Annotated in this window: 19 protein-coding genes; all 19 read left to right on the forward strand. The window is 59.5% G+C overall.

Going from position 1 to position 23,042, the window contains the following annotated elements; genetic code table 11:
• Positions 1–339: 339 nt before the first annotated feature.
• The 19 genes from rpsB to pyrG all read left to right on the forward strand — a co-directional run bounded on the left by rpsB (position 340) and on the right by pyrG (position 23,039).
• On the forward strand, positions 340–1,077 hold the full coding sequence (gene rpsB / locus ACODTD_RS06195; protein ID WP_008052780.1) for a 30S ribosomal protein S2: 738 nt from the start codon (positions 340–342) through the stop codon (positions 1,075–1,077).
• A 190-nt stretch (positions 1,078–1,267) separates the two neighbouring features.
• Positions 1,268–2,131, forward strand: coding sequence for a translation elongation factor Ts (gene tsf, locus ACODTD_RS06200; RefSeq protein ID WP_011332682.1), 864 nt, complete (start codon positions 1,268–1,270; stop codon positions 2,129–2,131).
• 211 nt (positions 2,132–2,342) lie between these two features.
• Positions 2,343–3,086, forward strand: a complete 744-nt coding sequence (pyrH, locus tag ACODTD_RS06205) for a UMP kinase (protein WP_011332683.1) — start codon at positions 2,343–2,345, stop codon at positions 3,084–3,086.
• Positions 3,083–3,640, forward strand: a complete 558-nt coding sequence (gene frr / locus ACODTD_RS06210) for a ribosome recycling factor (protein WP_011332684.1) — start codon at positions 3,083–3,085, stop codon at positions 3,638–3,640. Before pyrH ends, frr begins: the two co-directional genes overlap by 4 nt.
• Positions 3,641–3,654: 14 nt before the next feature.
• Positions 3,655–4,410 (forward strand): polyprenyl diphosphate synthase, encoded by a 756-nt coding sequence (gene uppS / locus ACODTD_RS06215; RefSeq protein ID WP_064379010.1) that lies wholly within the window; start codon positions 3,655–3,657, stop codon positions 4,408–4,410.
• A complete protein-coding gene (locus tag ACODTD_RS06220; protein WP_011332686.1) occupies positions 4,410–5,216 on the forward strand; it encodes a phosphatidate cytidylyltransferase in 807 nt (268 codons plus the stop codon). Before uppS ends, ACODTD_RS06220 begins: the two co-directional genes overlap by 1 nt.
• Complete coding sequence (gene ispC / locus ACODTD_RS06225; protein WP_201816927.1) at positions 5,213–6,403, forward strand: 1-deoxy-D-xylulose-5-phosphate reductoisomerase; 1,191 nt, start codon at positions 5,213–5,215, stop codon at positions 6,401–6,403. Before ACODTD_RS06220 ends, ispC begins: the two co-directional genes overlap by 4 nt.
• A gap of 53 nt (positions 6,404–6,456) precedes the next feature.
• Entirely contained in the window at positions 6,457–7,809 is a 1,353-nt protein-coding gene (rseP, locus tag ACODTD_RS06230; protein ID WP_011332688.1) for a sigma E protease regulator RseP, read from the forward strand.
• A gap of 74 nt (positions 7,810–7,883) precedes the next feature.
• Positions 7,884–10,274: an outer membrane protein assembly factor BamA gene (gene bamA, locus ACODTD_RS06235; protein ID WP_011332689.1), complete on the forward strand. Its 2,391-nt coding sequence runs from the start codon at positions 7,884–7,886 to the stop codon at positions 10,272–10,274.
• A 45-nt stretch (positions 10,275–10,319) separates the two neighbouring features.
• Positions 10,320–10,823, forward strand: a complete 504-nt coding sequence (locus tag ACODTD_RS06240; protein ID WP_003222140.1) for an OmpH/Skp family outer membrane protein — start codon at positions 10,320–10,322, stop codon at positions 10,821–10,823.
• A 3-nt stretch (positions 10,824–10,826) separates the two neighbouring features.
• Entirely contained in the window at positions 10,827–11,882 is a 1,056-nt protein-coding gene (lpxD, locus tag ACODTD_RS06245; protein WP_011332690.1) for a UDP-3-O-(3-hydroxymyristoyl)glucosamine N-acyltransferase, read from the forward strand.
• 106 nt (positions 11,883–11,988) lie between these two features.
• Complete coding sequence (gene fabZ, locus ACODTD_RS06250; RefSeq protein WP_003222142.1) at positions 11,989–12,429, forward strand: 3-hydroxyacyl-ACP dehydratase FabZ; 441 nt, start codon at positions 11,989–11,991, stop codon at positions 12,427–12,429.
• Positions 12,426–13,202, forward strand: coding sequence for an acyl-ACP--UDP-N-acetylglucosamine O-acyltransferase (gene lpxA, locus ACODTD_RS06255; RefSeq protein ID WP_007954792.1), 777 nt, complete (start codon positions 12,426–12,428; stop codon positions 13,200–13,202). The genes fabZ and lpxA overlap by 4 nt, the downstream gene beginning before the upstream one ends.
• 2 nt (positions 13,203–13,204) lie before the next feature.
• Positions 13,205–14,335: a lipid-A-disaccharide synthase gene (gene lpxB / locus ACODTD_RS06260; RefSeq protein ID WP_011332691.1), complete on the forward strand. Its 1,131-nt coding sequence runs from the start codon at positions 13,205–13,207 to the stop codon at positions 14,333–14,335.
• A gap of 11 nt (positions 14,336–14,346) precedes the next feature.
• The gene (gene rnhB, locus ACODTD_RS06265) at positions 14,347–14,973 is read left to right on the forward strand and encodes a ribonuclease HII (protein ID WP_489104616.1); all 627 of its coding nucleotides are present in this window, start codon (positions 14,347–14,349) and stop codon (positions 14,971–14,973) included.
• 76 nt (positions 14,974–15,049) lie between these two features.
• Complete coding sequence (gene dnaE / locus ACODTD_RS06270; protein ID WP_489104607.1) at positions 15,050–18,571, forward strand: DNA polymerase III subunit alpha; 3,522 nt, start codon at positions 15,050–15,052, stop codon at positions 18,569–18,571.
• 139 nt (positions 18,572–18,710) lie between these two features.
• Positions 18,711–19,658, forward strand: coding sequence for an acetyl-CoA carboxylase carboxyltransferase subunit alpha (locus ACODTD_RS06275; protein ID WP_011332694.1), 948 nt, complete (start codon positions 18,711–18,713; stop codon positions 19,656–19,658).
• Between the two features lie 146 nt (positions 19,659–19,804).
• Positions 19,805–21,133, forward strand: coding sequence for a tRNA lysidine(34) synthetase TilS (gene tilS, locus ACODTD_RS06280; protein WP_489104608.1), 1,329 nt, complete (start codon positions 19,805–19,807; stop codon positions 21,131–21,133).
• 274 nt (positions 21,134–21,407) lie between these two features.
• On the forward strand, positions 21,408–23,039 hold the full coding sequence (gene pyrG / locus ACODTD_RS06285) for a CTP synthase (RefSeq protein ID WP_011332696.1): 1,632 nt from the start codon (positions 21,408–21,410) through the stop codon (positions 23,037–23,039).
• The last annotated feature ends 3 nt before the right edge of the window (positions 23,040–23,042 follow it).

Below are 23,042 nucleotides of genomic sequence, written 5' to 3' on the forward strand. Positions count from 1 at the left end.
ACGAACAGGGGCGCAGCTGTTGATTTGGCGGCCCCGAAAAATGCGATTCTAACAGACCAAAGGCGCAAATCCGCGCCTGCGTGCATCGCTTCACTCTATACAATGCGGTGCATTGTCCCGATTCCAAGGGGCTGGCGCGCATGTCCCTGACGCGATTGCAGATTCCGGGTTCCGTTTGCGTCGTCCCTGTGGTATAAAATGCGCCGCTTTCCGGGGATAGCCCCGGGAGCATTAACCCACACACGTGTCGACACGATGGCCTGGGTGCCTTTGATCCTCGGATCAATGGTTGGTCATTGGGATACGTGGAGGCCCAACCCGACTTATCAAGGAACTATCATGTCCCAAGTCAACATGCGCGATATGCTGAAGGCCGGTGTGCACTTCGGTCACCAAACCCGTTACTGGAATCCGAAAATGGGCAAGTACATTTTCGGCGCGCGTAACAAGATTCACATCATCAACCTTGAAAAAACCCTGCCAATGTTCAACGAAGCTCTGACTTTCGTAGAGCGTCTGGCCCAGGGCAAAAACAAGATTCTGTTCGTCGGCACCAAGCGTTCCGCTGGCAAGATCGTTGCTGAAGAAGCAGCACGTTGCGGTTCGCCGTACGTCGATCACCGCTGGTTGGGCGGCATGCTGACCAACTTCAAGACCATCCGTGCTTCCATCAAGCGTCTGCGTGACCTTGAAGTACAAGCCGAAGACGGTACTTTCGCCAAGCTGACCAAGAAAGAAGCGCTGATGCGCACTCGCGATCTTGAGAAGCTGGATCGCTCCCTGGGCGGCATCAAGGACATGGGCGGTCTGCCAGACGCACTGTTCGTGATCGACGTTGACCACGAGCGCATCGCGATCACCGAAGCCAACAAGCTGGGCATCCCGGTCATCGGCGTTGTCGATACCAACAGCAGCCCGGAAGGCGTTGACTACATCATCCCAGGCAACGATGACGCAATCCGCGCTATCCAGCTGTACATGGGTTCGATGGCTGACGCAGTGATCCGCGGTCGCAACAACGTTGCTGGCGGTACTGTAGAATTCGCAGCTGAAGAAACTCAGGCTGCAGCTGAGTAATTGACGCCCTGGCGTTGACTCAGTAAGCAAAAAGGGGGCTTGGCCCCCTTTTTGCCACCTCGAAAACCATTTGTCGGCAGCGCAGCTACAGCATCTGTAACGTGCAGCGGCTACAAGGTGGCTCGGGAAGAATTGAACGCCCGTTCGATCGGGTGGAATGGTTGAAAACCTATCCAAGAGGAATTTTAAAATGGCAGCAATTACTGCAGCGTTGGTCAAAGAACTGCGCGAGCGTACCGGCGAAGGCATGATGGATTGCAAGAAAGCCCTGGAAAAGGCTGGCGGCGACATCGAAAAAGCCATTGATGACATGCGTGCTTCGGGCGCCATCAAGGCTGCCAAGAAAGCTGGCAACGTTGCCGCTGAAGGCGCTATCGCCATCAAGGACGACGGCAAGGCTGCCGTTCTGATCGAAGTCAACTCGCAGACCGACTTCCTGGCTCTGCAAGACGACTTCAAAAACTTCGTTGCTGCCAGCGTTGACAAAGCATTCGCTGACAAGCTGACCGACGCAGCTCCGCTGATCGCTGCTCAAGAAGCCGCTCGCGAAGCACTGGTTGCCAAAGTAGGCGAGAACGTCAACATCCGTCGCCTGGTGCGCGTAGAAGGCGACGTAGTCGGCACCTACCTGCACGGCAACAAGATCGGTGTTGCTGTTGTCCTGAAAGGTGGCGACGTCGAGCTGGCCAAAGACATCGCAATGCACGTTGCTGCAAGCAACCCTGAGTTCCTGCTGCCTTCGCAAGTCTCCGACGAAGCGATCGAGCGTGAAAAGGCTGTGTTCCTGCAGCTGAACGAAGAAAAAATCAAAGGCAAGCCAGAAAACATTGTTGAGAACATGGTCAAGGGCCGTATCAGCAAGTTCCTGGCAGAAGCGAGCCTGGTTGAGCAGGCGTTCGTCAAGAACCCTGAAATCAAGGTTGGCGAGCTGGCCAAGAAAGGCGGCGCTGAAATCGTTTCCTTCACCTACTTCAAAGTAGGCGAAGGCATCGAGAAGCCGGTCGACAACTTCGCTGAAGAAGTTGCTGCTCAGCTGGCTGCCGCCAAGCAATAAGACGGTTTTTCAACTGTCGCCCGAAAGAGGCTGCCCGCTCACGCGCGCAGCCTCTTTTCAGATAGGGTTACCAATTTTTAATTGGTTTCCCCTTGGAACTGACTTACAAAGCCATGTTCCGATGGCGCTGAAGCAGCGCCAAGCTAGAGTGAACGCCAGCTGTAAACAGCTCGCAAAGAATTTTTAAAATACGCCGCAGGAGAGATTCGCAATGGCTCAGCAGGGCAGTGGTTATCAGGCTCGCTATAAACGCATTCTACTCAAGCTTAGCGGCGAGGCCCTGATGGGCTCGGAAGAGTTCGGGATCGATCCGAAAGTGCTGGATCGCATGGCGCTGGAAGTCGGCCAACTGGTCGGTATCGGCGTTCAGGTCGGTCTGGTGATCGGTGGTGGCAACCTGTTCCGCGGTGAAGCGCTGAGCAAGGCCGGCATGGATCGGGTCACGGGCGACCACATGGGCATGCTGGCCACTGTGATGAACGCCCTGGCCATGCGCGACGCGCTGGAACGTGCCAATATCTCGGCGATCGTGATGTCGGCCATCTCGATGGTTGGTGTGACCGATCACTATGACCGTCGCAAGGCCATGCGTCATCTGAACTCCAAGGACGTGGTGATTTTCGCGGCCGGTACCGGCAATCCGTTCTTTACCACGGATTCGGCAGCCTGCCTGCGCGCCATTGAAATCGACGCGGACGTCGTGCTCAAGGCGACCAAGGTTGATGGCGTCTACACCGCTGACCCGTTCAAAGACCCGCATGCCGAGAAGTTCGATCATCTGACCTACGATGAAGTACTGGATCGCAAGCTGGGTGTAATGGATCTGACGGCTATCTGCCTGTGCCGCGATCACAAGATGCCGCTGCGCGTATTTAACATGAACAAGCCGGGCGCCCTGCTGAACATCGTGCATGGTGGCGCTGAAGGCACTCTGATCGAGGAAGTCCAACAATGATCAACGAAATCAAGAAAGACGCTAAAGAGCGCATGACCAAGTCCGTTGAGTCCCTGGCTCACAACTTCGGTCGTATCCGCACCGGTCAGGCGCACCCAAGCATCCTGGAGGGTGTGATGGTGCCTTACTACGGCGCTGACACCCCGATCAAGCAAGTGGCCAACATCACCGTCAAGGACGCTCGTACCCTGCAAGTCGTTGCGTTCGAGCGCAACATGCTGGGCGCCGTCGACAAGGCTATCGGCAGTGCAGGTCTGAATCTGAACCCGACCAACCTGGGTGAGCTGCTGCTGATCAGCATGCCGGCCCTGACCGAAGAAACCCGTCGCGGTTTCACCAAGCAGGCGCGTGACGTGGCAGAAGACGCCCGTGTTGCCGTGCGCAACATCCGTCGCGATGCGAACAGCTCCCTGAAGGATCTGGTCAAGGAAAAGGAAATCAGCGAAGACGAAGAGCGTCGCGCCGCAGGCGAGATCGACGATCTGACCAAGAAGTTCGTGGCTGAAATCGACGCCAAGCTGGCCGAGAAAGAAAAAGACCTGATGGCCGTATAAGGGTCGAGTTTTAAATGGACAAGACCAAGCAGACTGCGCCGTCCACGGTGCCGCGCCATGTCGCGATCATCATGGATGGCAATAATCGCTGGGCGAAAAAACGCTTTATGCCGGGTGTCGCCGGGCATAAGGCTGGCGTGGATGCTGTGCGGGCGGTGATCGAGGTGTGTGCCGAGGCCAAGGTCGAAGTGCTCACCCTGTTCGCCTTTTCCAGTGAAAACTGGCAGCGTCCGGCTGACGAGGTCAGCGCCTTGATGGACCTGTTCTTCAAGGCGCTGCGTCGTGAAGCCAAGCGCCTGAACGACAACAACATCAGTCTGCGCATCATCGGCGACCGTACGCGGTTTCATCCCGAGCTTCAGGCAGCCATGCGTGAAGCAGAAGCGATGACCGCTGGTGCCAACCGCTTCATTCTGCAGATCGCCGCCAATTACGGCGGTCAGTGGGACATTGCGCAAGCGGCGCAGCGTCTGGCGCGTGAAGTTCAGGCGGGTCATCTGCGACCGGAAGACATCACGCCGGATCTGCTGCAGACCTGTCTGGTCACTGGTGATCTGCCGTTGCCCGACCTGTGCATCCGCACCGGCGGCGAGCATCGCATCAGCAACTTCCTCTTGTGGCAGTTGGCTTACGCCGAGTTGTACTTCTCCGACCTGTTCTGGCCGGACTTCAAACACGAAGCCATGCGCAATGCGCTGGCCGATTTCGCTTTGCGCCAGCGTCGCTTCGGTAAAACGAGCGAGCAGGTCGAAGCTGGAGCCCGGGTTTAATGCTTAAACAACGCATCATCACTGCACTGATTCTGTTGCCGATCGCTCTGGGCGGATTTTTCCTGCTCGAGGGTTCCGGTTTTGCCCTGTTCATCGGTCTGGTCGTGAGTCTGGGTGCCTGGGAGTGGGCGCGTCTGGCCGGTTTCACCGCGCAGGCATTTCGTGTCGGCTACGCGGCGGTCGTCGCGCTGATGCTGTTTGTCATGTATATCCTTCCGGGGCTGGCGCCTTGGGTGCTGGGTGCTTCGGTAATCTGGTGGGCATTGGCGACCTGGCTGGTGCTGACGTACCCGCGTTCCAGCGAGCGCTGGTCCAGTGCCGCCAGCAAACTGGTGATTGGTTTGCTGATTCTGTTGCCCGCCTGGCAGGGGCTGGTGCTGATCAAGCAGTACCCGCTCGGTAACTGGTTGATCATGGCGGTGATGGTGCTGGTCTGGGGGGCTGATATCGGGGCGTACTTCTCCGGTCGTGCATTCGGCAAGCGCAAGCTGGCGCCGCAAGTCAGTCCCGGCAAAAGTTGGGAAGGCGTGTATGGCGGTCTGGCGCTGAGCCTGGTTATCACCACGCTGGTCGCACTGTTCCGTGACTGGACGGTGGCGCAACTGTTCAAGGGGTTGATCGGTGCAGCGGTGATTGTCTTCATCTCTGTGGTGGGTGATCTGACCGAAAGCATGTTCAAGCGCCAGTCCGGCATCAAGGACAGCAGTAATCTGCTGCCGGGGCATGGTGGCGTGCTGGATCGCATCGACAGTCTGACGGCGGCGATCCCGGTCTTTGCGGTGCTGTTGTGGATGGCGGCATCGTGAGTCGCCCACAGCAGATTACCGTCCTGGGCGCGACCGGATCGATCGGTCTGAGTACGCTGGACGTTATCGCCCGGCATCCGGATCGTTATCAGGCTTTCGCCCTGAGCGGTTTTACCCGTCTGAGCGAACTGTTTGCCCTGTGTGTCCGTCATCTTCCTGAATATGCGGTAGTGCCGGAGGCCGGTGCTGCTCGCAACCTGCAGGACGATTTACGAGCCGCTGGCCTGTCGACGCAGGTGCTGGTTGGCGAGGAAGGCTTGTGTCAGGTCGCTGCTGCGCCTGAGGTGGATGCCGTCATGGCGGCCATTGTCGGCGCGGCGGGTTTGCGCCCGACTCTGGCGGCTGTCGAGGCGGGCAAGAAGATTCTTCTGGCCAACAAGGAAGCGCTGGTCATGTCCGGCGCCTTGTTCATGCAGGCGGTGCGCAAGAGCGGTTCGGTCCTGTTGCCGATCGACAGCGAGCACAACGCGATTTTCCAGTGTATGCCGCAGGACTTTGCTCGCGGGTTGAGCAATGTCGGGGTCCGTCGGATTTTGCTGACGGCCTCCGGTGGCCCTTTCCGGCAGACGCCAATGGCCGAACTGGCGCATGTTTCACCGGACCAGGCCTGTGCCCACCCGAACTGGTCGATGGGCCGCAAGATCTCCGTGGATTCGGCCAGCATGATGAACAAAGGGCTCGAATTGATCGAAGCCTGCTGGTTGTTCGATGCCAAGCCTTCGCAAGTCGAAGTGGTGATTCATCCACAAAGCGTGATTCATTCGCTGGTCGATTATGTGGACGGTTCGGTGCTGGCGCAGTTGGGCAATCCCGACATGCGCACGCCGATTGCCAATGCCCTGGCCTGGCCTGAGCGCATTGACTCGGGCGTGGCGCCGCTGGATCTATTCGCTGTAGCACGCCTGGATTTCGAAGCGCCCGACGAAGAGCGCTTCCCGTGCCTTCGGCTTGCGCGGCAGGCGGCCGAGGCGGGAAACAGCGCCCCGGCCATGCTCAATGCGGCGAATGAAGTGGCGGTGGCCGCGTTTCTCGACGGACGGGTTCGCTACCTGGAAATCGCGAGTATCATCGAGGAAGTCTTGAATCTCGAGCCTGTGGTGGCCCTGGACAATCTCGATGCGGTATTCGCCGCTGACGCGACTGCCCGGACATTGGCCGGGCAGTGGTTGAGTCGTCACGGCCGATAGGTCTTGCAATACATGGCTTCACGCGGCACTGGACAGGATTGCGGAGAAAGTAGATGAGCGCGCTCTATATGATTGCCGGCACCCTGATCGCTCTGGGTGTGCTGGTCACCTTTCACGAATTCGGCCATTTCTGGGTCGCGCGTCGCTGTGGCGTCAAGGTTCTGCGTTTCTCCGTGGGCTTCGGCATGCCGCTGCTGCGCTGGCATGACAAGCAGGGCACCGAGTTCGTGGTCGCGGCCATTCCGCTGGGTGGCTACGTCAAAATGCTTGATGAGCGCGAAGGCGAAGTACCGGCCGATCAGCTTCATCAGTCATTCAATCGCAAGTCCGTACGTCAGCGTATCGCCATCGTCGCGGCCGGCCCTGTGGCCAACTTCCTGCTTGCGCTGGTGTTCTTCTGGGTGCTGGCGATGCTCGGCAGCGAACAGATTCGCCCGGTCATCGGTTCGGTGGAGTCCGGCAGCATCGCCGCTACGGCTGGGCTGAGCGCCGGTCAGGAAATCGTCGCGATCGACGGCGAGCCGACCTCGGGCTGGGCGGCGGTCAACCTGCAGTTGGTGCGACGTCTCGGGGAAAGCGGTTCCTTGCAGGTACTGGTGCGCGAGCAGGGCTCTACGGCTGATTCGCCTCGTGAACTGGCACTCGATAAATGGCTCAAGGGGGCTGACGAGCCGGATCCGATTCGCTCTCTCGGCATTCGCCCTTGGCGCCCGGCATTGCCGCCGGTGCTGGCCGAACTTGATCCCAAAGGTCCGGCCCAGGCAGCCGGGCTGAAAACCGGCGATCGTCTGCTGACACTGGATGGCAAGGCGCTGGATGACTGGCAGCAGGTGGTCGACACCGTTCGTACGCGTCCTGATACCAAAATCGTGCTGCGCGTCGAGCGCGACGGTGTTCAAATCGACGTCCCTGTGACATTGGCTGCACGTGGCGAGAAGAAGTCGCCAAGCGGTTACCTGGGGGCGGGCGTCAAGGCTGTCGACTGGCCACCGGAAATGATCCGCGAGGTCAGCTACGGTCCTTTGGCGGCGATTGGCGAGGGTGCCCGTCGTACCTGGACCATGAGCGTCCTGACGCTGGATTCACTGAAGAAAATGCTCTTCGGCGAGCTCTCGGTAAAAAACTTGAGTGGACCGATAACCATTGCTAAAGTGGCGGGCGCTTCTGCCCAGTCGGGCGTCGCTGATTTCCTGAATTTCCTTGCTTATCTGAGTATTAGCCTGGGGGTTCTGAATTTGCTGCCCATTCCTGTACTGGATGGGGGGCATTTGTTGTTTTATCTGATCGAGTGGGCGCGTGGTCGTCCCTTGTCGGATCGGGTGCAAGGTTGGGGGATACAGATCGGTATCAGTTTGGTGGTCGGGGTGATGTTGCTTGCTCTGGTCAACGATCTGGGTCGTCTGTAACGCTTCGCTGAATTGCGAATCTGCCGCATTTTGCGGCAGTTTGTTTATTGCCAGTTGGAATAAGAAAGGACTTCATGAAACGTCTGCTGCTAACTGCGGTTCTCACCGTATTGATGATCGCCGAAGTTCACGCCGAGTCCTTCACTATCTCTGATATTCGCGTCAATGGCCTCCAGCGGGTCTCCGCGGGTAGCGTCTTTGGTGCCTTGCCGTTGAACGTCGGCGAGCAGGCGGATGATCGTCGCCTGGTGGAATCCACTCGTGCGTTGTTCAAAACCGGTTTCTTTCAAGATATCCAGCTGGGCCGCGAAGGCAACGTTCTGGTGATCACTGTCGTCGAACGTCCCTCGGTCGCCAGCATCGAGATCGAAGGCAACAAGGCGATCTCTACCGAAGACCTGATGAAAGGCCTCAAGCAATCCGGTCTGGCCGAAGGCGAGATCTTCCAGCGCGCGACCCTTGAAGGCGTGCGTAACGAGCTGCAACGTCAGTACGTTGCACAAGGTCGTTACTCGGCTACCGTCGATACCGAAGTGGTCTCGCAGCCGCGCAACCGTGTCGGCCTGAAAGTGAAGATCAACGAAGGCACCGTCGCTGCCATTCAGCATATCAACGTGGTGGGCAACACGGTTTTCCCCGAGGAAGACCTGACCGACCTGTTCGAACTGAAAACCACCAACTGGCTGTCGTTCTTCAAGAACGACGACAAGTACGCCCGTGAAAAACTGTCCGGTGACCTGGAGCGTCTGCGTTCCTACTACCTGGACCGCGGCTATATCAACATGGATATCGCTTCGACCCAGGTGTCCATCACCCCGGACAAGAAGCACGTCTACATCACTGTCAACGTCAACGAAGGCGAGAAGTACACCGTTCGTGACGTCAAGCTCAGCGGTGACCTGAAGGTTCCTGAAGATCAGGTCAAGTCCCTGTTGCTGGTGCAGAAAGGCCAGGTGTTCTCGCGCAAGCTGATGACCACCACTTCCGAACTGATCACCCGGCGTCTGGGTAACGAGGGTTACACCTTCGCCAACGTTAACGGCGTGCCACAACCGCATGACGAAGATCACACCGTCGATATCCTGTTTGCCGTCGATCCGGGCAAGCGTGCCTACGTCAACCGCATCAACTTCCGTGGCAACACCAAGTCCGAGGACGAAGTGCTGCGCCGTGAAATGCGTCAGATGGAAGGTGGCTGGGCTTCTACTTACCTGATCGATCAGTCCAAGACCCGTCTGGAGCGTCTGGGCTTCTTTAAAGAGGTCAACGTCGAAACCCCGGCCGTGCCAGGTGTCGACGACCAGGTTGACGTGAACTACAGCGTGGAAGAGCAGGCCTCCGGTTCGATCACCGCCAGCGTCGGTTTCGCCCAAAGTGCCGGTCTGATCCTCGGTGGTTCGATCACCCAGAACAACTTCCTCGGTACCGGTAACCGCGTCAGCGTCGGCCTGACCCGCAGCGAATACCAGAGCCGCTACAACTTTGGCTACGTTGACCCCTACTGGACCGCCGATGGCGTGAGCCTGGGTTACAACGCGTTCTACCGCACCACCGACTACAAAGACCTTGACGTCGACGTAGCTAGCTACGCGGTAGACAGCCTGGGCGCCGGCGTGAACGTGGGCTACCCGATCAGCGAGACTTCGCGTCTGACCTTTGGTCTGTCCGCTCAACAGGACAAGATCAAGACCGGTCAATACACCGTTGACGAGATTTTCGACTTCGTTAAGCGTGAAGGCGACAACTACCTGAACTTCAAGGCTTCGGCCGGCTGGTCCGAATCCACCCTGAACAAGGGTGTATTGCCAACCCGTGGTCGTTCCCAGAGCCTGACCCTGGAAACCACGATTCCAGGCAGCGACCTGTCGTTCTTCAAGCTCGATTACCGTGGCCAGTTGTTCCAGCCACTGAGCGAAAACTACACCATGCGCCTGCACACCGAGCTGGGTTATGGCGACGGTTACGGTTCGACCGATGGCTTGCCGTTCTATGAAAACTACTATGCTGGTGGTTTCAACTCGGTACGTGGCTTCAAGGACAGCACCCTGGGTCCGCGCAGTACCCCTAGCCGTGGTGCGGATGTGACCGGTAACGCTGGTACGTTGCGTGACCCGGATCAGGATCCGCTGCCGTTCGGTGGTAACGTGTTGATCCAGGGTGGTGTCGAGGTGTTGTTCCCGCTGCCATTCGTCAAGGATCAGCGTTCCCTGCGTACTTCGGTATTCTGGGATGTGGGTAACGTATTCGACTCCAAGTGCGAGAAGACCACCAACGCGACTGTCGGCTCGACTTCTGCCACCCAATGCAACGACATCAGCCTCAGCAACATGGCCAGCTCCGTCGGTGTCGGTGTGACCTGGGTCACTGCGCTGGGCCCGCTGAGCTTTGCACTGGCGATGCCGATCAAGAAACCGGATGACGCTGAAACTCAAGTGTTCCAATTCTCCCTCGGCCAGACGTTCTAAGCGTCTGACCCAAGACAACGACAATGGATTTTGTAGGAGTGCATCGTGCGTAAGTTGACTCAATTGGTTCTCCTGGCCTCCGTACTGGTGGCAGGCCCGGCATTTGCCGACATGAAAATTGCCGTTCTGAACTATCAGATGGCGCTGCTGGAATCCGACGCGGCCAAGAAGTACGCCGTGGATGCCGAGAAGAAATTCGGTCCGCAACTGACCAAGCTCAAGACCCTGGAAAGCAGCGCCAAGGGCATTCAGGATCGTCTGATGGCCGGTGGCGACAAGATGCAGCAAGGCGAGCGCGAGCGTCTGGAGCTTGAGTTCAAGCAAAAGGCTCGTGACTTCCAGTTCCAGTCCAAGGAACTGAACGAAGCCAAGGCCGTTGCCGACCGCGAAATGCTCAAGCAACTGAAGCCGAAACTGGATAGCGCAGTGGAAGAAGTCATCAAGAAAGGTGGTTTTGACCTGGTGTTCGAGCGTGGCGCAGTGATCGATGTCAAACCTCAGTACGACATCACGCGCCAGGTTATCGAGCGCATGAATCAGCTGAAGTAACCCATGACCGTGACTATCAAGCTCGGCCAGTTGGCCGAGTTCCTCGGCGCCACCCTGAGTGGCGACCCCGAGAAGCAAATCACTGGGCTAGCCACCTTGCAGGAGGCTGGCCCAGCTCAGTTGAGCTTTCTGGCAAACCCCCAATACCGTAAATACCTGGCTGGCACGCAAGCCGCAGCCCTGTTGCTCAAGGCTGCCGACGCGGAAGGTTATGCCGGTAATGCGCTGGTGGTGCCGGATCCTTACCTGGCTTACGCACGTATTTCCCATCTGTTCGATCCGAAGCCCAAGGCCACTGCCGGCATTCATCCGACGGCGGTGATTGCCGAGGATGCCGTGGTCGATCCGAGCGCCAGTGTCGGTCCCTTCGTGGTGATCGAAGCCGGTGCTCGAATCGGCGCAGATGTGACACTCGGCGCGCATTGCGTTGTCGGAGCCCGCAGCGAAATCGGCGAGGGCGGCTGGCTGGCCCCGCGAGTCACGCTGTATCACGATGTGCGGATCGGCAAGCGGGTGGTGATCCAGTCCGGCGCCGTGCTCGGCGGTGAAGGCTTCGGTTTTGCCAACGAGAAGGGTGTTTGGCAGAAGATCGCCCAGATCGGCGGCGTGACCATCGGTGACGATGTGGAGATTGGCGTGAACACTGCCATCGACCGCGGTGCGCTGGCCGATACCGTGATCGGCAATGGTGTGAAGCTCGACAACCAGATTCAGATCGCCCACAACGTGCAGGTCGGTGACCACACCGCCATGGCCGCGTGCGTGGGGATTTCCGGCAGCACCAAAATCGGCAAGCACTGCATGCTCGCCGGGGGTGTTGGCCTGGTAGGGCACATCGATATTTGCGACAACGTATTCCTGACCGGGATGACCATGGTGACCCACTCGATTACCGAGCCGGGTGCCTATTCTTCCGGCACAGCTATGCAACCTGCGGCCGAATGGCGCAAAAGCGCGGCCCGTATTCGTCAGCTCGATGACATCGCGCGACGTTTGAAACAGCTGGAAAAGCGGTCCGGGGAAGTGACCCCCGACGGTAATGCTTCATCTGAAGGCTGATACCATTTCCATATCAAGTGTGCACAGCCTCTGGACTGCCTCCTTGATTTGCTAGAGGAGTGCGCGTCAGTCGCGCTCCCAATCTTTACATAGGCTTCCCCCCGAAATGATGGACATCAACGAGATTCGCGAATACCTGCCTCACCGTTACCCGTTCCTGCTGGTGGATCGGGTAGTGGAGCTGGATACGGAAGGCAAGCGCATTCGCGCCTACAAGAATGTCAGCATCAACGAGCCGTTCTTCAACGGTCACTTCCCGGCGCACCCGATCATGCCGGGCGTGCTGATCATCGAAGCCATGGCTCAGGCTGCCGGGATCCTCGGTTTCAAGATGCTTGACGTGAAACCGGCCGACGGCACCCTTTATTACTTCGTTGGCTCCGACAAACTGCGTTTCCGCCAGCCAGTGCTGCCGGGCGATCAGTTGATCCTCGAAGCCAAGTTCATCAGTTGCAAGCGTCAGATCTGGAAGTTCGAATGCCAGGCTTCGGTCGATGGCAAACCGGTCTGCTCGGCTGAAATCATCTGTGCGGAACGCAAGCTATGAGTTTGATTGACCCTCGCGCAATCATCGATCCATCGGCCGTCCTGGCCGATGGCGTCGAGGTCGGCCCGTGGTCGATCATCGGTGCAGGTGTGGAAATCGGCGAGGGAACGGTCATCGGGCCACACGTGATCCTCAAAGGTCCGACCCGTATCGGCAAGCACAACCGCATCTACCAGTTTTCCTCGGTAGGCGAAGACACGCCGGACCTGAAATACAAGGGCGAAGAAACCCGCCTGGTGATCGGTGACCACAACGTCATCCGCGAAGGCGTGACGATTCATCGTGGCACCGTTCAGGATCGTTCCGAAACGACCCTGGGTGATCACAACCTGATCATGGCCTATGCCCACATCGGACATGACAGCGTCATCGGCAACCACTGCATCCTGGTCAACAACACCGCGCTGGCCGGCCATGTGCACGTTGATGACTGGGCAATCCTGTCCGGTTTCACCCTGGTGCATCAGTATTGCCACATCGGCGCCCACAGCTTTTCCGGCATGGGCACGGCGATCGGCAAGGACGTTCCGGCGTTCGTCACCGTATTCGGCAACCCGGCCGAAGCGCGCAGCATGAACTTCGAAGGCATGCGCCGTCGTGGTTTCAGCGAAGACGCCATTCACGCCCTGCGCCGTGCGTACAAAACGGTGTATCGCCAGGGCCTGACCGTCGAGCAGGCGCTGGCCGAACTGGCCGAGCCGTCTGCACAGTTCCCGGAAGTCGCGATGTTCCGTGACTCCATCCAGTCGTCGACCCGCGGCATCACCCGCTGACCATGGCTAATCTGCGTATTGCGCTGGTGGCGGGTGAGGCTTCCGGTGACATTCTGGGCGCCGGTCTCATGCGCGCCCTCAAGGCACAGCACCCTGCGGTGGAGTTCATCGGTGTCGGCGGTCCGCTGATGCAGGCCGAAGGCCTGACCTCCTATTTTCCGATGGAACGTCTGTCGGTCATGGGGCTGGTGGAAGTCCTGGGGCGGTTGCGTGAACTGCTCAAGCGCCGCAAGGACCTCATCGCCACGCTTATCGCTGAAAAACCGGATGTATTCATCGGTATCGACGCACCGGACTTCAACCTCAATATCGAACTCAAGCTGCGTCAGGCCGGAATCAAGACCGTGCACTACGTCAGCCCTTCGGTATGGGCGTGGCGGCAGAAGCGGGTGCTGAAGATCCGCGAAGGCTGCGACCTGATGCTCACGCTGCTGCCGTTCGAAGCCAGATTCTATGAAGAGAAAGGCGTCCCGGTGCGGTTCGTCGGCCATACGCTGGCCGACACCATTCCGCTGGAGGCCGATCGCGCCGCTGCGCGTGCCGAACTCGGTCTGCCGGACGGTCCGCTGGTGGCATTGATGCCCGGCAGTCGGGGTGGCGAAGTCAGTCGTCTGGGGGCGCTGTTTCTTGATACCGCCCAACGTCTGCGTGCCATGCGCCCGGGTGTGCGTTTCGTCATCCCTTGCGCCAATCCCGAGCGTCGTGCCCAGCTCGAAGAGCTGTTGGCTGGCCGCGACCTGCCGGTGACTCTGCTCGATGGCAAATCCCACCTGGCTCTGGCAGCGTGCAACGCGGTTCTCATCGCGTCGGGCACGGCAACCCTGGAAGCGCTGCTGTACAAGCGTCCGATGGTCGTGGCCTACCGTCTTGCGCCGCTGACGTTCTGGATTCTCAAGCGCATGGTCAAGAGCCCGTACGTGTCCCTGCCGAACCTGCTGGCCCAGCGATTGCTGGTCCCGGAATTGTTGCAGGATGATGCGACTGTCGAGGCGCTTGCCCAGACCCTGTCGCCGTTGATCGACGGTGGCGAAGAGCAGACCCGCGGCTTCGACGAGATCCATCGCACCCTGCGCCTGGACGCTTCCAATCAGGCGGCTGATGCCGTTCTCAACCTGATCGGGCAAACACGATGAGCAAGACAAGCATGCAGATGGGGCTGGATTTTACCCTGGTCGCCGAAGTCGAAGAACTGGTGGCCGGTGTCGATGAAGTCGGTCGTGGCCCGCTGTGCGGCGCGGTCGTCACGGCCGCGGTTATCCTCGATCCGAACCGCCCGATTCTCGGCCTCAACGACTCGAAGAAACTCACCGAAGCCAAGCGCGAAAAGCTCTACGATGAAATCTGCGAGAAGGCGCTGAGCTGGTGCATCGCCCGCGCCGAGGTCGAAGAAATCGACGAACTGAACATCCTTCACGCCACCATGCTGGCGATGCAGCGCGCTGTCGCTGGCCTGCACATCCAGCCGAAACTGGCGATGATCGACGGCAACCGTTGCCCGAAACTGCCGATGCGTTCCGAAGCGGTGGTCAAGGGCGACAGCAAGGTTCCGGCCATCGCCGCGGCCTCGATTCTGGCCAAGGTCAGCCGCGACCGCGAGATGGCGGCGTTCGAGTTGATTTACCCGGGTTACGGCATCGGTGGCCACAAAGGCTACCCGACGCCCGTTCATCTGGAAGCGCTGGTGCGCCTGGGGCCGACGCCGATTCACCGGCGTTCTTTTGCCCCGGTTCGTCAGGCTTATGAAGCGCTGGAAGGTCTCGTGCAGGTTTAGCGGCGAGGCTGATGTTTTGTTCGGGGCCCGGTACAATCCGGGCCTTGTTGTCTCTATGTAACTGGACAGGATCACTATGCCGGCTTCATTCGTTCATCTACGCCTGCACACTGAATACTCCCTGGTCGACGGGCTGGTGCGGATCAAGCCGTTGGTCAAGGCCCTGACCGGCATGGGCATGCCGGCCGTTGCGGTGACCGACCAGAACAACATGTGTTCGCTGGTCAAATTCTATAAAAACACCATGGGCGCCGGGATCAAGCCGATCTGCGGCGCCGACCTGTGGCTGTCGAACAAGGACCCGGACGGGCCGCTGAGCCGGATCAGCCTGCTGGTCATGAATGCCCAGGGCTATCGCAACCTGACCGAGCTGATTTCCCGTGGCTTCATCGACGGTCAGCGTAACGGCATGGTCATCATCGAGCGCGAGTGGGTCGCCGAGGCCAACGAAGGCCTGATCATGCTGTCCGCCGCCAAAGAAGGCGAGATCGGCATGGCCATGATCGGCGGCAACCCCGCCGAAGCCGAGGCGCTGGCCCGCGAATGGATGGCGGTGTTCCCGGATCGTTTCTATCTGGAAATTCAGCGTACCAACCGTCCGAACGACGAAGAGCAGTTGCACGGTGCCGTCGCCCTGGCCGAAAAGCTCGGCGCGCCGTTGGTAGCTACGAACGACGTACGCTTCATCAAGCAGGAAGACTTCGCCGCCCACGAAACCCGTGTCTGCATCGGTGAGGGCCGGGCCCTCGACGATCCACGGCGATCCAAGAACTACAGCGACCAGCAGTACCTGAAAAGCGCCGAGGAAATGGCCGAGCTGTTCAGCGACCTGCCCGATGCGATCGAGAACACCGTCGAGATCGCCAAGCGATGCAACATCGACGTGAAACTGGGCAAGCACTTCCTGCCGGATTACCCGATTCCCGATGGCATGACCATTGACGAGTATTTCCGCAAGGTCTCGTTCGATGGTCTGGAAGAGCGCCTCAGCGTGCTGCTGCCCAAGGACACCACCGAGGATTACGAGGCCAAGCGTCAGGTCTACGTCGACCGGCTGAATTTCGAGCTGGATATCATCATCCAGATGGGGTTCCCCGGTTACTTCCTGATCGTGATGGACTTTATCCAGTGGGCCAAGAACAACGGCGTGCCGGTGGGCCCAGGCCGGGGGTCGGGTGCCGGATCGCTGGTGGCCTATGTGCAAAAGATCACCGACCTCGACCCGCTGGAATATGACCTGCTGTTCGAACGTTTCCTCAACCCGGAACGGGTATCGATGCCCGACTTCGACGTCGACTTCTGCATGGATGGTCGCGACCGGGTGATCGATTACGTGGCCGAAAAATACGGCCGCAATGCGGTGAGCCAGATCATCACCTTCGGTTCCATGGCGGCGAAGGCTGTGGTGCGGGACGTGGCGCGGGCCCAGGGCAAGTCGTTCGGCCTGGCGGATCGCCTGTCGAAGATGATTCCGTTCGAAGTCGGCATGACCCTGGAAAAAGCCTACGAGCAGGAAGAAATCCTGCGCGACTTCATCAAGGTCGATGAGGAAGCGGCGGAAATCTGGGAGATGGCGCGCAAGCTCGAAGGCGTGGTGCGTAACGTCGGTAAACACGCCGGTGGTGTGGTGATCGCGCCGACCAAGCTGACCGACTTCTCGCCGATTTACTGCGACGAGGCCGGCGACGGTCTGGTGACCCAGTTCGACAAGGACGACGTCGAAGCGGCCGGTCTGGTGAAGTTCGACTTCCTCGGCCTGCGGACCCTGACGATCATCGACTGGGCGCTGAAGACCATCAACCGCGACCGCGCCAAGGTCAACGAGCCGCCGCTGGACATCGCGTTCATCCCGCTGGATGACAAGCCGACTTATCAGCTGCTGCAAAAGGCTGAAACCACCGCGGTGTTCCAGCTCGAATCCCGCGGCATGAAAGAGCTGATCAAAAAGCTCAAGCCCGACTGCCTCGAAGACTTGATCGCACTGGTGGCCCTGTTCCGTCCGGGCCCGCTGCAGTCCGGCATGGTGGATGACTTCATCAACCGTAAGCACGGTCGCGCAGAACTGGCGTATCCGCACCCGGATTACCAGTACGAAGGTTTGCAGCCGGTACTGGCACCGACCTACGGCATCATCCTGTATCAGGAACAGGTGATGCAGATCGCCCAGGTCATGGCCGGTTATACCCTCGGTGGCGCGGACATGCTGCGTCGGGCGATGGGCAAGAAGAAGCCCGAGGAAATGGCCAAGCAGCGTGGCGGTTTCATTGAGGGTTGTGCGTCGAACAATATCGACGCGGATCTGGCCGGTAACATTTTCGACCTGGTGGAAAAGTTCGCCGGTTACGGCTTCAACAAATCCCACTCCGCCGCCTACGGCCTGGTCTCGTATCAGACTGCCTGGCTGAAGGCTCACTACCCGGCGCCGTTCATGGCTGCGGTACTGTCGGCGGACATGCACAACACCGACAAGGTCGTGACCTTGATCGAGGAAGTGCGCACGATGAAGCTGCGCCTCGATGCGCCGGACGTGAACACGTCGGAATTCAAGTTCACGGTGAACGACGAGGGACGCATCGTGTACGGCCTGGGCGCGATCAAAGGCGTCGGTGAAGGCCCGGTGGAAGCGATCACCGAGGCCCGTCAGGCCGGTCCGTTCAAGGACCTGTTCGACTTCTGCGCCCGAGTTGACCTCAAGCGTATCAACAAGCGCACGCTGGACGGTCTGATCCGCAGCGGTGCGCTGGATCGCCTCGGCCCGTACTTCCACGACGAGCAGAAGGCCTATCAGGCCAACATCGACCGCAACCGCGCCGTTCTGCTGGCGGCGATGGAAGAGGCGATCAAGTCGGCCGAGCAGACCGCGCGCACCCGTGACAGCGGCCACGCCGATCTTTTCGGCGGGCTGTTCGTCGAGGAGGACGCGGACGTTTACGCGGTTCATCGCAAGGCGAAAGAGCTGACCCTCAAAGAACGGCTCAAAGGTGAAAAAGACACCTTGGGCCTGTACCTGACCGGTCACCCGATCGACGAGTACGAAGGCGAAATTCGCCGATTCGCCCGTCAGCGCATCATCGACCTGAAACCGGCCCGGGATACCCAGACCGTGGCGGGGATGATCATCGCCCTGCGGGTGATGAAGAACAAAAAAGGCGACAAGATGGGCTTCATCACCCTCGACGACCGCTCCGGGCGGATCGAGGCGTCGCTGTTCGCCGATGCGTTCCACTCCGCGCAGTCGCTGCTGCAGACCGACGCAATGGTGGTGGTCGAAGGCGAGGTCAGCAACGACGACTTCTCCGGCGGCCTGCGCCTGCGGGTCAAGCGGGTGATGAGCATGGAAGATGCGCGCACCAATCTGGCCGAGAGCCTGCGCCTGAAGTTGCAGACCCAGGATCTGAAGGGCGATCAGCTACGCTGGTTGGGTGATTTGCTCAAGCGTCATCGCGGGGCGTGCCCGATCACCATGGAATACACCAGTCCCGATGCGAAGACCTTGCTGCAGTTTGGCGAGACCTGGCGGATCGACCCGGCGGATGCCTTGATTCAAGCCCTGCGTGACCAGTTCGGGCGAGACAACGTCTTCCTCCAATACCGTTGACCGGCAGGTGCAATCAAAGCGCCTGCCCACAACCTGAATTTTTAATCTCGACCTCAGCGCGCCTCTCCCTTATGGTAGGGCGCGAATAGACAACCGGCCGGCCCAAGCTCACTTGGGACACGACCCAAGACGGACGCCTATGAACCCGAATTTTCTAGATTTCGAACAGCCGATCGCCGACCTGCAAGCCAAGATCGAAGAGTTGCGCTTGGTCGGTAATGACAATTCGCTGAATATCGGCGATGAGATCTCCCGCCTGCAGGACAAGAGCAAGACGCTGACCGAAGACATCTTCGGCAAGCTGACCAGCTGGCAGATCGCACGTCTGGCGCGTCACCCTAAACGTCCTTACACCCTGGACTACATCGAGCACATTTTCACCGAGTTCGACGAACTGCACGGTGACCGTCACTTCTCCGACGACGCGGCCATTGTGGGCGGCGTTGCACGTCTGGAAGACCAGCCAGTGATGGTGATCGGTCACCAGAAGGGCCGTGAAGTGCGTGAAAAGGTACGCCGCAACTTCGGCATGCCGCGTCCGGAAGGCTACCGCAAGGCTTGCCGCCTGATGGAAATGGCCGAGCGTTTCAAGATGCCGATCCTGACCTTCATCGATACCCCGGGCGCCTACCCTGGGATCGACGCCGAAGAGCGCAACCAGAGCGAAGCGATCGCCTGGAACCTGCGCGTCATGGCCCGCCTGAAAACCCCGATCATCGCCACCGTGATTGGTGAAGGTGGTTCCGGCGGTGCACTGGCAATCGGTGTGTGCGACCAGTTGAACATGCTGCAGTACTCGACCTACGCGGTGATCTCGCCGGAAGGTTGCGCTTCGATTCTGTGGAAAACCGCAGAGAAGGCGCCGGATGCTGCTGAAGCGATGGGTATCACCGCCGAGCGTCTGAAAGGCCTGGGCATTGTCGACAAGGTGATCAGCGAGCCTCTGGGCGGCGCCCACCGTGATCCGGCCGCTGCTGCCGCATCGATCCGCGCCGAGCTGAGCTCGCAACTGGCGATGCTGAAGAAGTTCGACAACGAAGCGCTGCTCAAGCGTCGTTACGATCGTCTGATGAGCTACGGTCTCTAAGTCGAGCCGTTCCGACCAGCGATGCAAAACACTGTGGGAGCGGGCTTGCCCGCGAATGCGATGTAACATTCAACGACTGTGTTGGCTGTTTCACCGCTTTCGCTAGCAAGCCCGCTCCCACATTTGGTTTGTGAAAAGGTAGAAAAATGGGTCAGCCCTCGATTGATTTGCCTTCCAGGCTTCTGCGCAATCTCAAGCCCTGGCTCGGTGCTTCCCATTGGCGGATCGCCTTCTCCGGTGGCCTCGATTCCACCGTTCTGCTGCATCTTCTGGCCAATCTCGCCAAAACCGAATCCCTTCCTGCGCTAAGCGCCATCCATGTCCATCACGGTCTTCAGGCTGCGGCCGACGCATGGCCTGCGCATTGTCAGGTTGTTTGCGAGGAACTGGCGGTGCCGTTGCAAGTGCAGCGTGTGCAGGTGCAGCCGGGGGCGAGTGTAGAGCGCGCGGCACGGGATGCACGCTATGCGGCGTTCAGTGCGGCGACTCAGGCCAATGACGTGCTGCTGACCGGGCAGCATCGCGACGATCAGGCTGAAACGCTGTTGTTCCGTCTGCTGCGTGGCGCCGGCGTGCGTGGGTTGTCCGGAATGCCGGCCACGCGAGCGCTGGGGCAGGGCAGTCTGGTGCGGCCGTTGCTCGACGTCACACGCGCAGAGTTGGAAGCCTATGCGCGGGACCATGGCCTGCGTTGGATCGAGGATCCGTCGAATCAGGATCGACAGTTCTCTCGCAATTATCTGCGCCATCAGATCATGCCGCTGCTGATCGGCCGCTGGCCGCAGGCACACGCCAGCATGGCCCGCAGCGCGGCGCATCTGCGTGAGGCGCAGGGCTTGCTTGATGAGCTGGCACAAATCGATCTGACTCAAGCAAGTTTGCCCAGCGAGTTCGAATGGTCGGGATTGCCATCGCTGGAGTTTGCGGCCATCGCGAAATTGTCCGATGCCCGTCAGCGAAATGCACTCAGCCACTGGCTTGAGCCGTTGACCCGACTGCCGGATACCGACCATTGGTCGGGTTGGGTCGATGTGCGTGACGCCGGCAACGATGCCTCGCCGATCTGGCGTCTGGCGGATGGCGAGCTGCATCGAAGCGCCGGCCGCTTGTGGTGGCTCAGCGGAGAATGGCTACGCACACCGGTGGTCAGCGGCGACTGGCATGACCTGTCGTCAGCGCTACGCTTGCCCGATAACGGACGTGTCATGTTCAGCGGCCAGACTCCCGTCGGGCCGCTGCACATCCGCTATCGGCAGGGCGGCGAGGTAATGGACCTGGCGGGTCGCGGTCATCGCGATCTCAAGCGCCTGCTCAATGAGCGCGCGGTGCCGGGCTTCGTGCGTGGCAGATTGCCGCTGCTGTTTCGCGGTGAAGAATTGCTCGCCGTGGCGAACCTGCCGGGGCTCGACGGCAATGCGCTGGAAGGCTGGCGATTGCATTGGCAGCCTTCGGACGAAGATCAAGGTTTGAGATGAAGGGGGCATTCCGGTAGACTACGCTCCCTTCTTGATACAACTTCTGTGGATTCGCCTGAATTGCAGGAGTTGCCGATTACCAAGCAGTCTTTGCTGGGCGATTCCAAAAAATGTGTAGCGAGCAACGTACCGGTGTTTTCACTTCCGGTCTGTCCCAACGCGGCGGTTTTTTTGAAAGGTGCACTGTGATTAATGCAGGTGATCGGGGGCTTCGGCCTTCCTTCGCTTTCCCCGGCGGCTCGGACCGCTTTAACGCAGACTTCTAGGGTTTTTCATGACGCGCTACATATTCGTCACGGGCGGTGTTGTTTCTTCTTTGGGGAAAGGCATTGCATCGGCTTCATTGGCGGCCATCCTGGAGGCGCGGGGGCTTAAGGTCACCATGCTGAAGCTGGATCCGTACATCAACGTCGACCCGGGCACCATGAGCCCGTTCCAGCACGGTGAAGTGTTCGTCACCCACGACGGCGCCGAGACCGACCTGGACCTGGGCCATTACGAGCGGTTCATCCGCACGACCATGACCCAGAACAACAACTTCACCACCGGCCGTGTCTACGAGCACGTGCTGCGCAAAGAGCGCCGTGGTGACTACCTGGGTGCAACCATCCAGGTGATTCCGCACATCACTGACGAAATCAAGCGTCGCATCATCAAGGGTGCCGGCGACGCCGACGTGGCCCTGGTGGAAATCGGCGGTACTGTTGGCGACATCGAGTCGCAACCGTTCCTCGAAGCCATCCGCCAGCTGCGTGTGGAAGTCGGCTCCAAGCGCGCGATGCTGATGCACCTGACCCTGGTTCCGTACATCGCCACCGCTGGCGAGACCAAGACCAAGCCGACCCAGCACTCCGTGAAGGAACTGCGTTCGATCGGCCTGCAGCCAGACGTCCTGATCTGCCGCTCCGACCATCCGGTGGATGTGTCCTCGCGTCGCAAGATCGCGCTGTTCACCAACGTTGAAGAGCGTGCGGTGATCTCCCTGGAAGACGTCGACACCATCTACAAGATCCCGGCCGTGCTGCACGCTCAGGGTCTGGACGATTTCGTCGTCGAGCGTTTCGGCCTGCAATGCAATGGCGCCGACCTGTCCGAGTGGGAAAAGGTCGTTGATGCCAAGCTCAATCCAGAGCACGAAGTCACCATCGCGATGGTCGGCAAGTACATGGAGCTGCTGGACGCCTACAAGTCGCTGATCGAAGCGATGAGTCACGCCGGCATCACCAACCGCACCAAGGTCAACCTGCGCTACATCGATTCCGAAGACATCGAAAACCAGGGCACTGCCCTGCTGGAAGGCGTCGACGCGATCCTCGTACCGGGCGGCTTCGGTCTGCGTGGCGTGGAAGGCAAGATCACCGCCGTTCAATACGCTCGCGAAAACAAGGTTCCATACCTGGGCATCTGCCTGGGCATGCAAGTGGCGGTCATCGAGTTCGCCCGTAACGTGCTGGGCTGGAAAGACGCCAACTCCACCGAGTTCGATCGTGCCAGCGGCCATCCGGTTGTCGGTCTGATCACCGAGTGGGAAGACGCCACCGGTGCCGTTGAAGTGCGTACCGAAGCGTCCGACCTGGGCGGCACCATGCGCCTCGGCGCTCAGGAATGCCTGCTCGAAGCCGGCTCCAAGGTGCACGACTGCTACGGCAAGGATGTGATTGTCGAGCGTCACCGTCACCGTTACGAAGTGAACAACAACCTGCTGCCGCAAATCATCGAAGCCGGCCTGAAGATTTCCGGTCGCTCTTCCGATGCAGCGCTGGTTGAAGTGGTCGAAGCACCGGATCATCCATGGTTCGTCGCTTGCCAGTTCCACCCAGAGTTCACCTCGACGCCACGCGATGGCCATCCGCTGTTCAGCGGCTTCGTCAAAGCGGCATTGGCTCAACACCAGAAGAAGGCGTAACCC

It is taken from the genome of Pseudomonas sp. FG35, assembly GCF_057809295.1.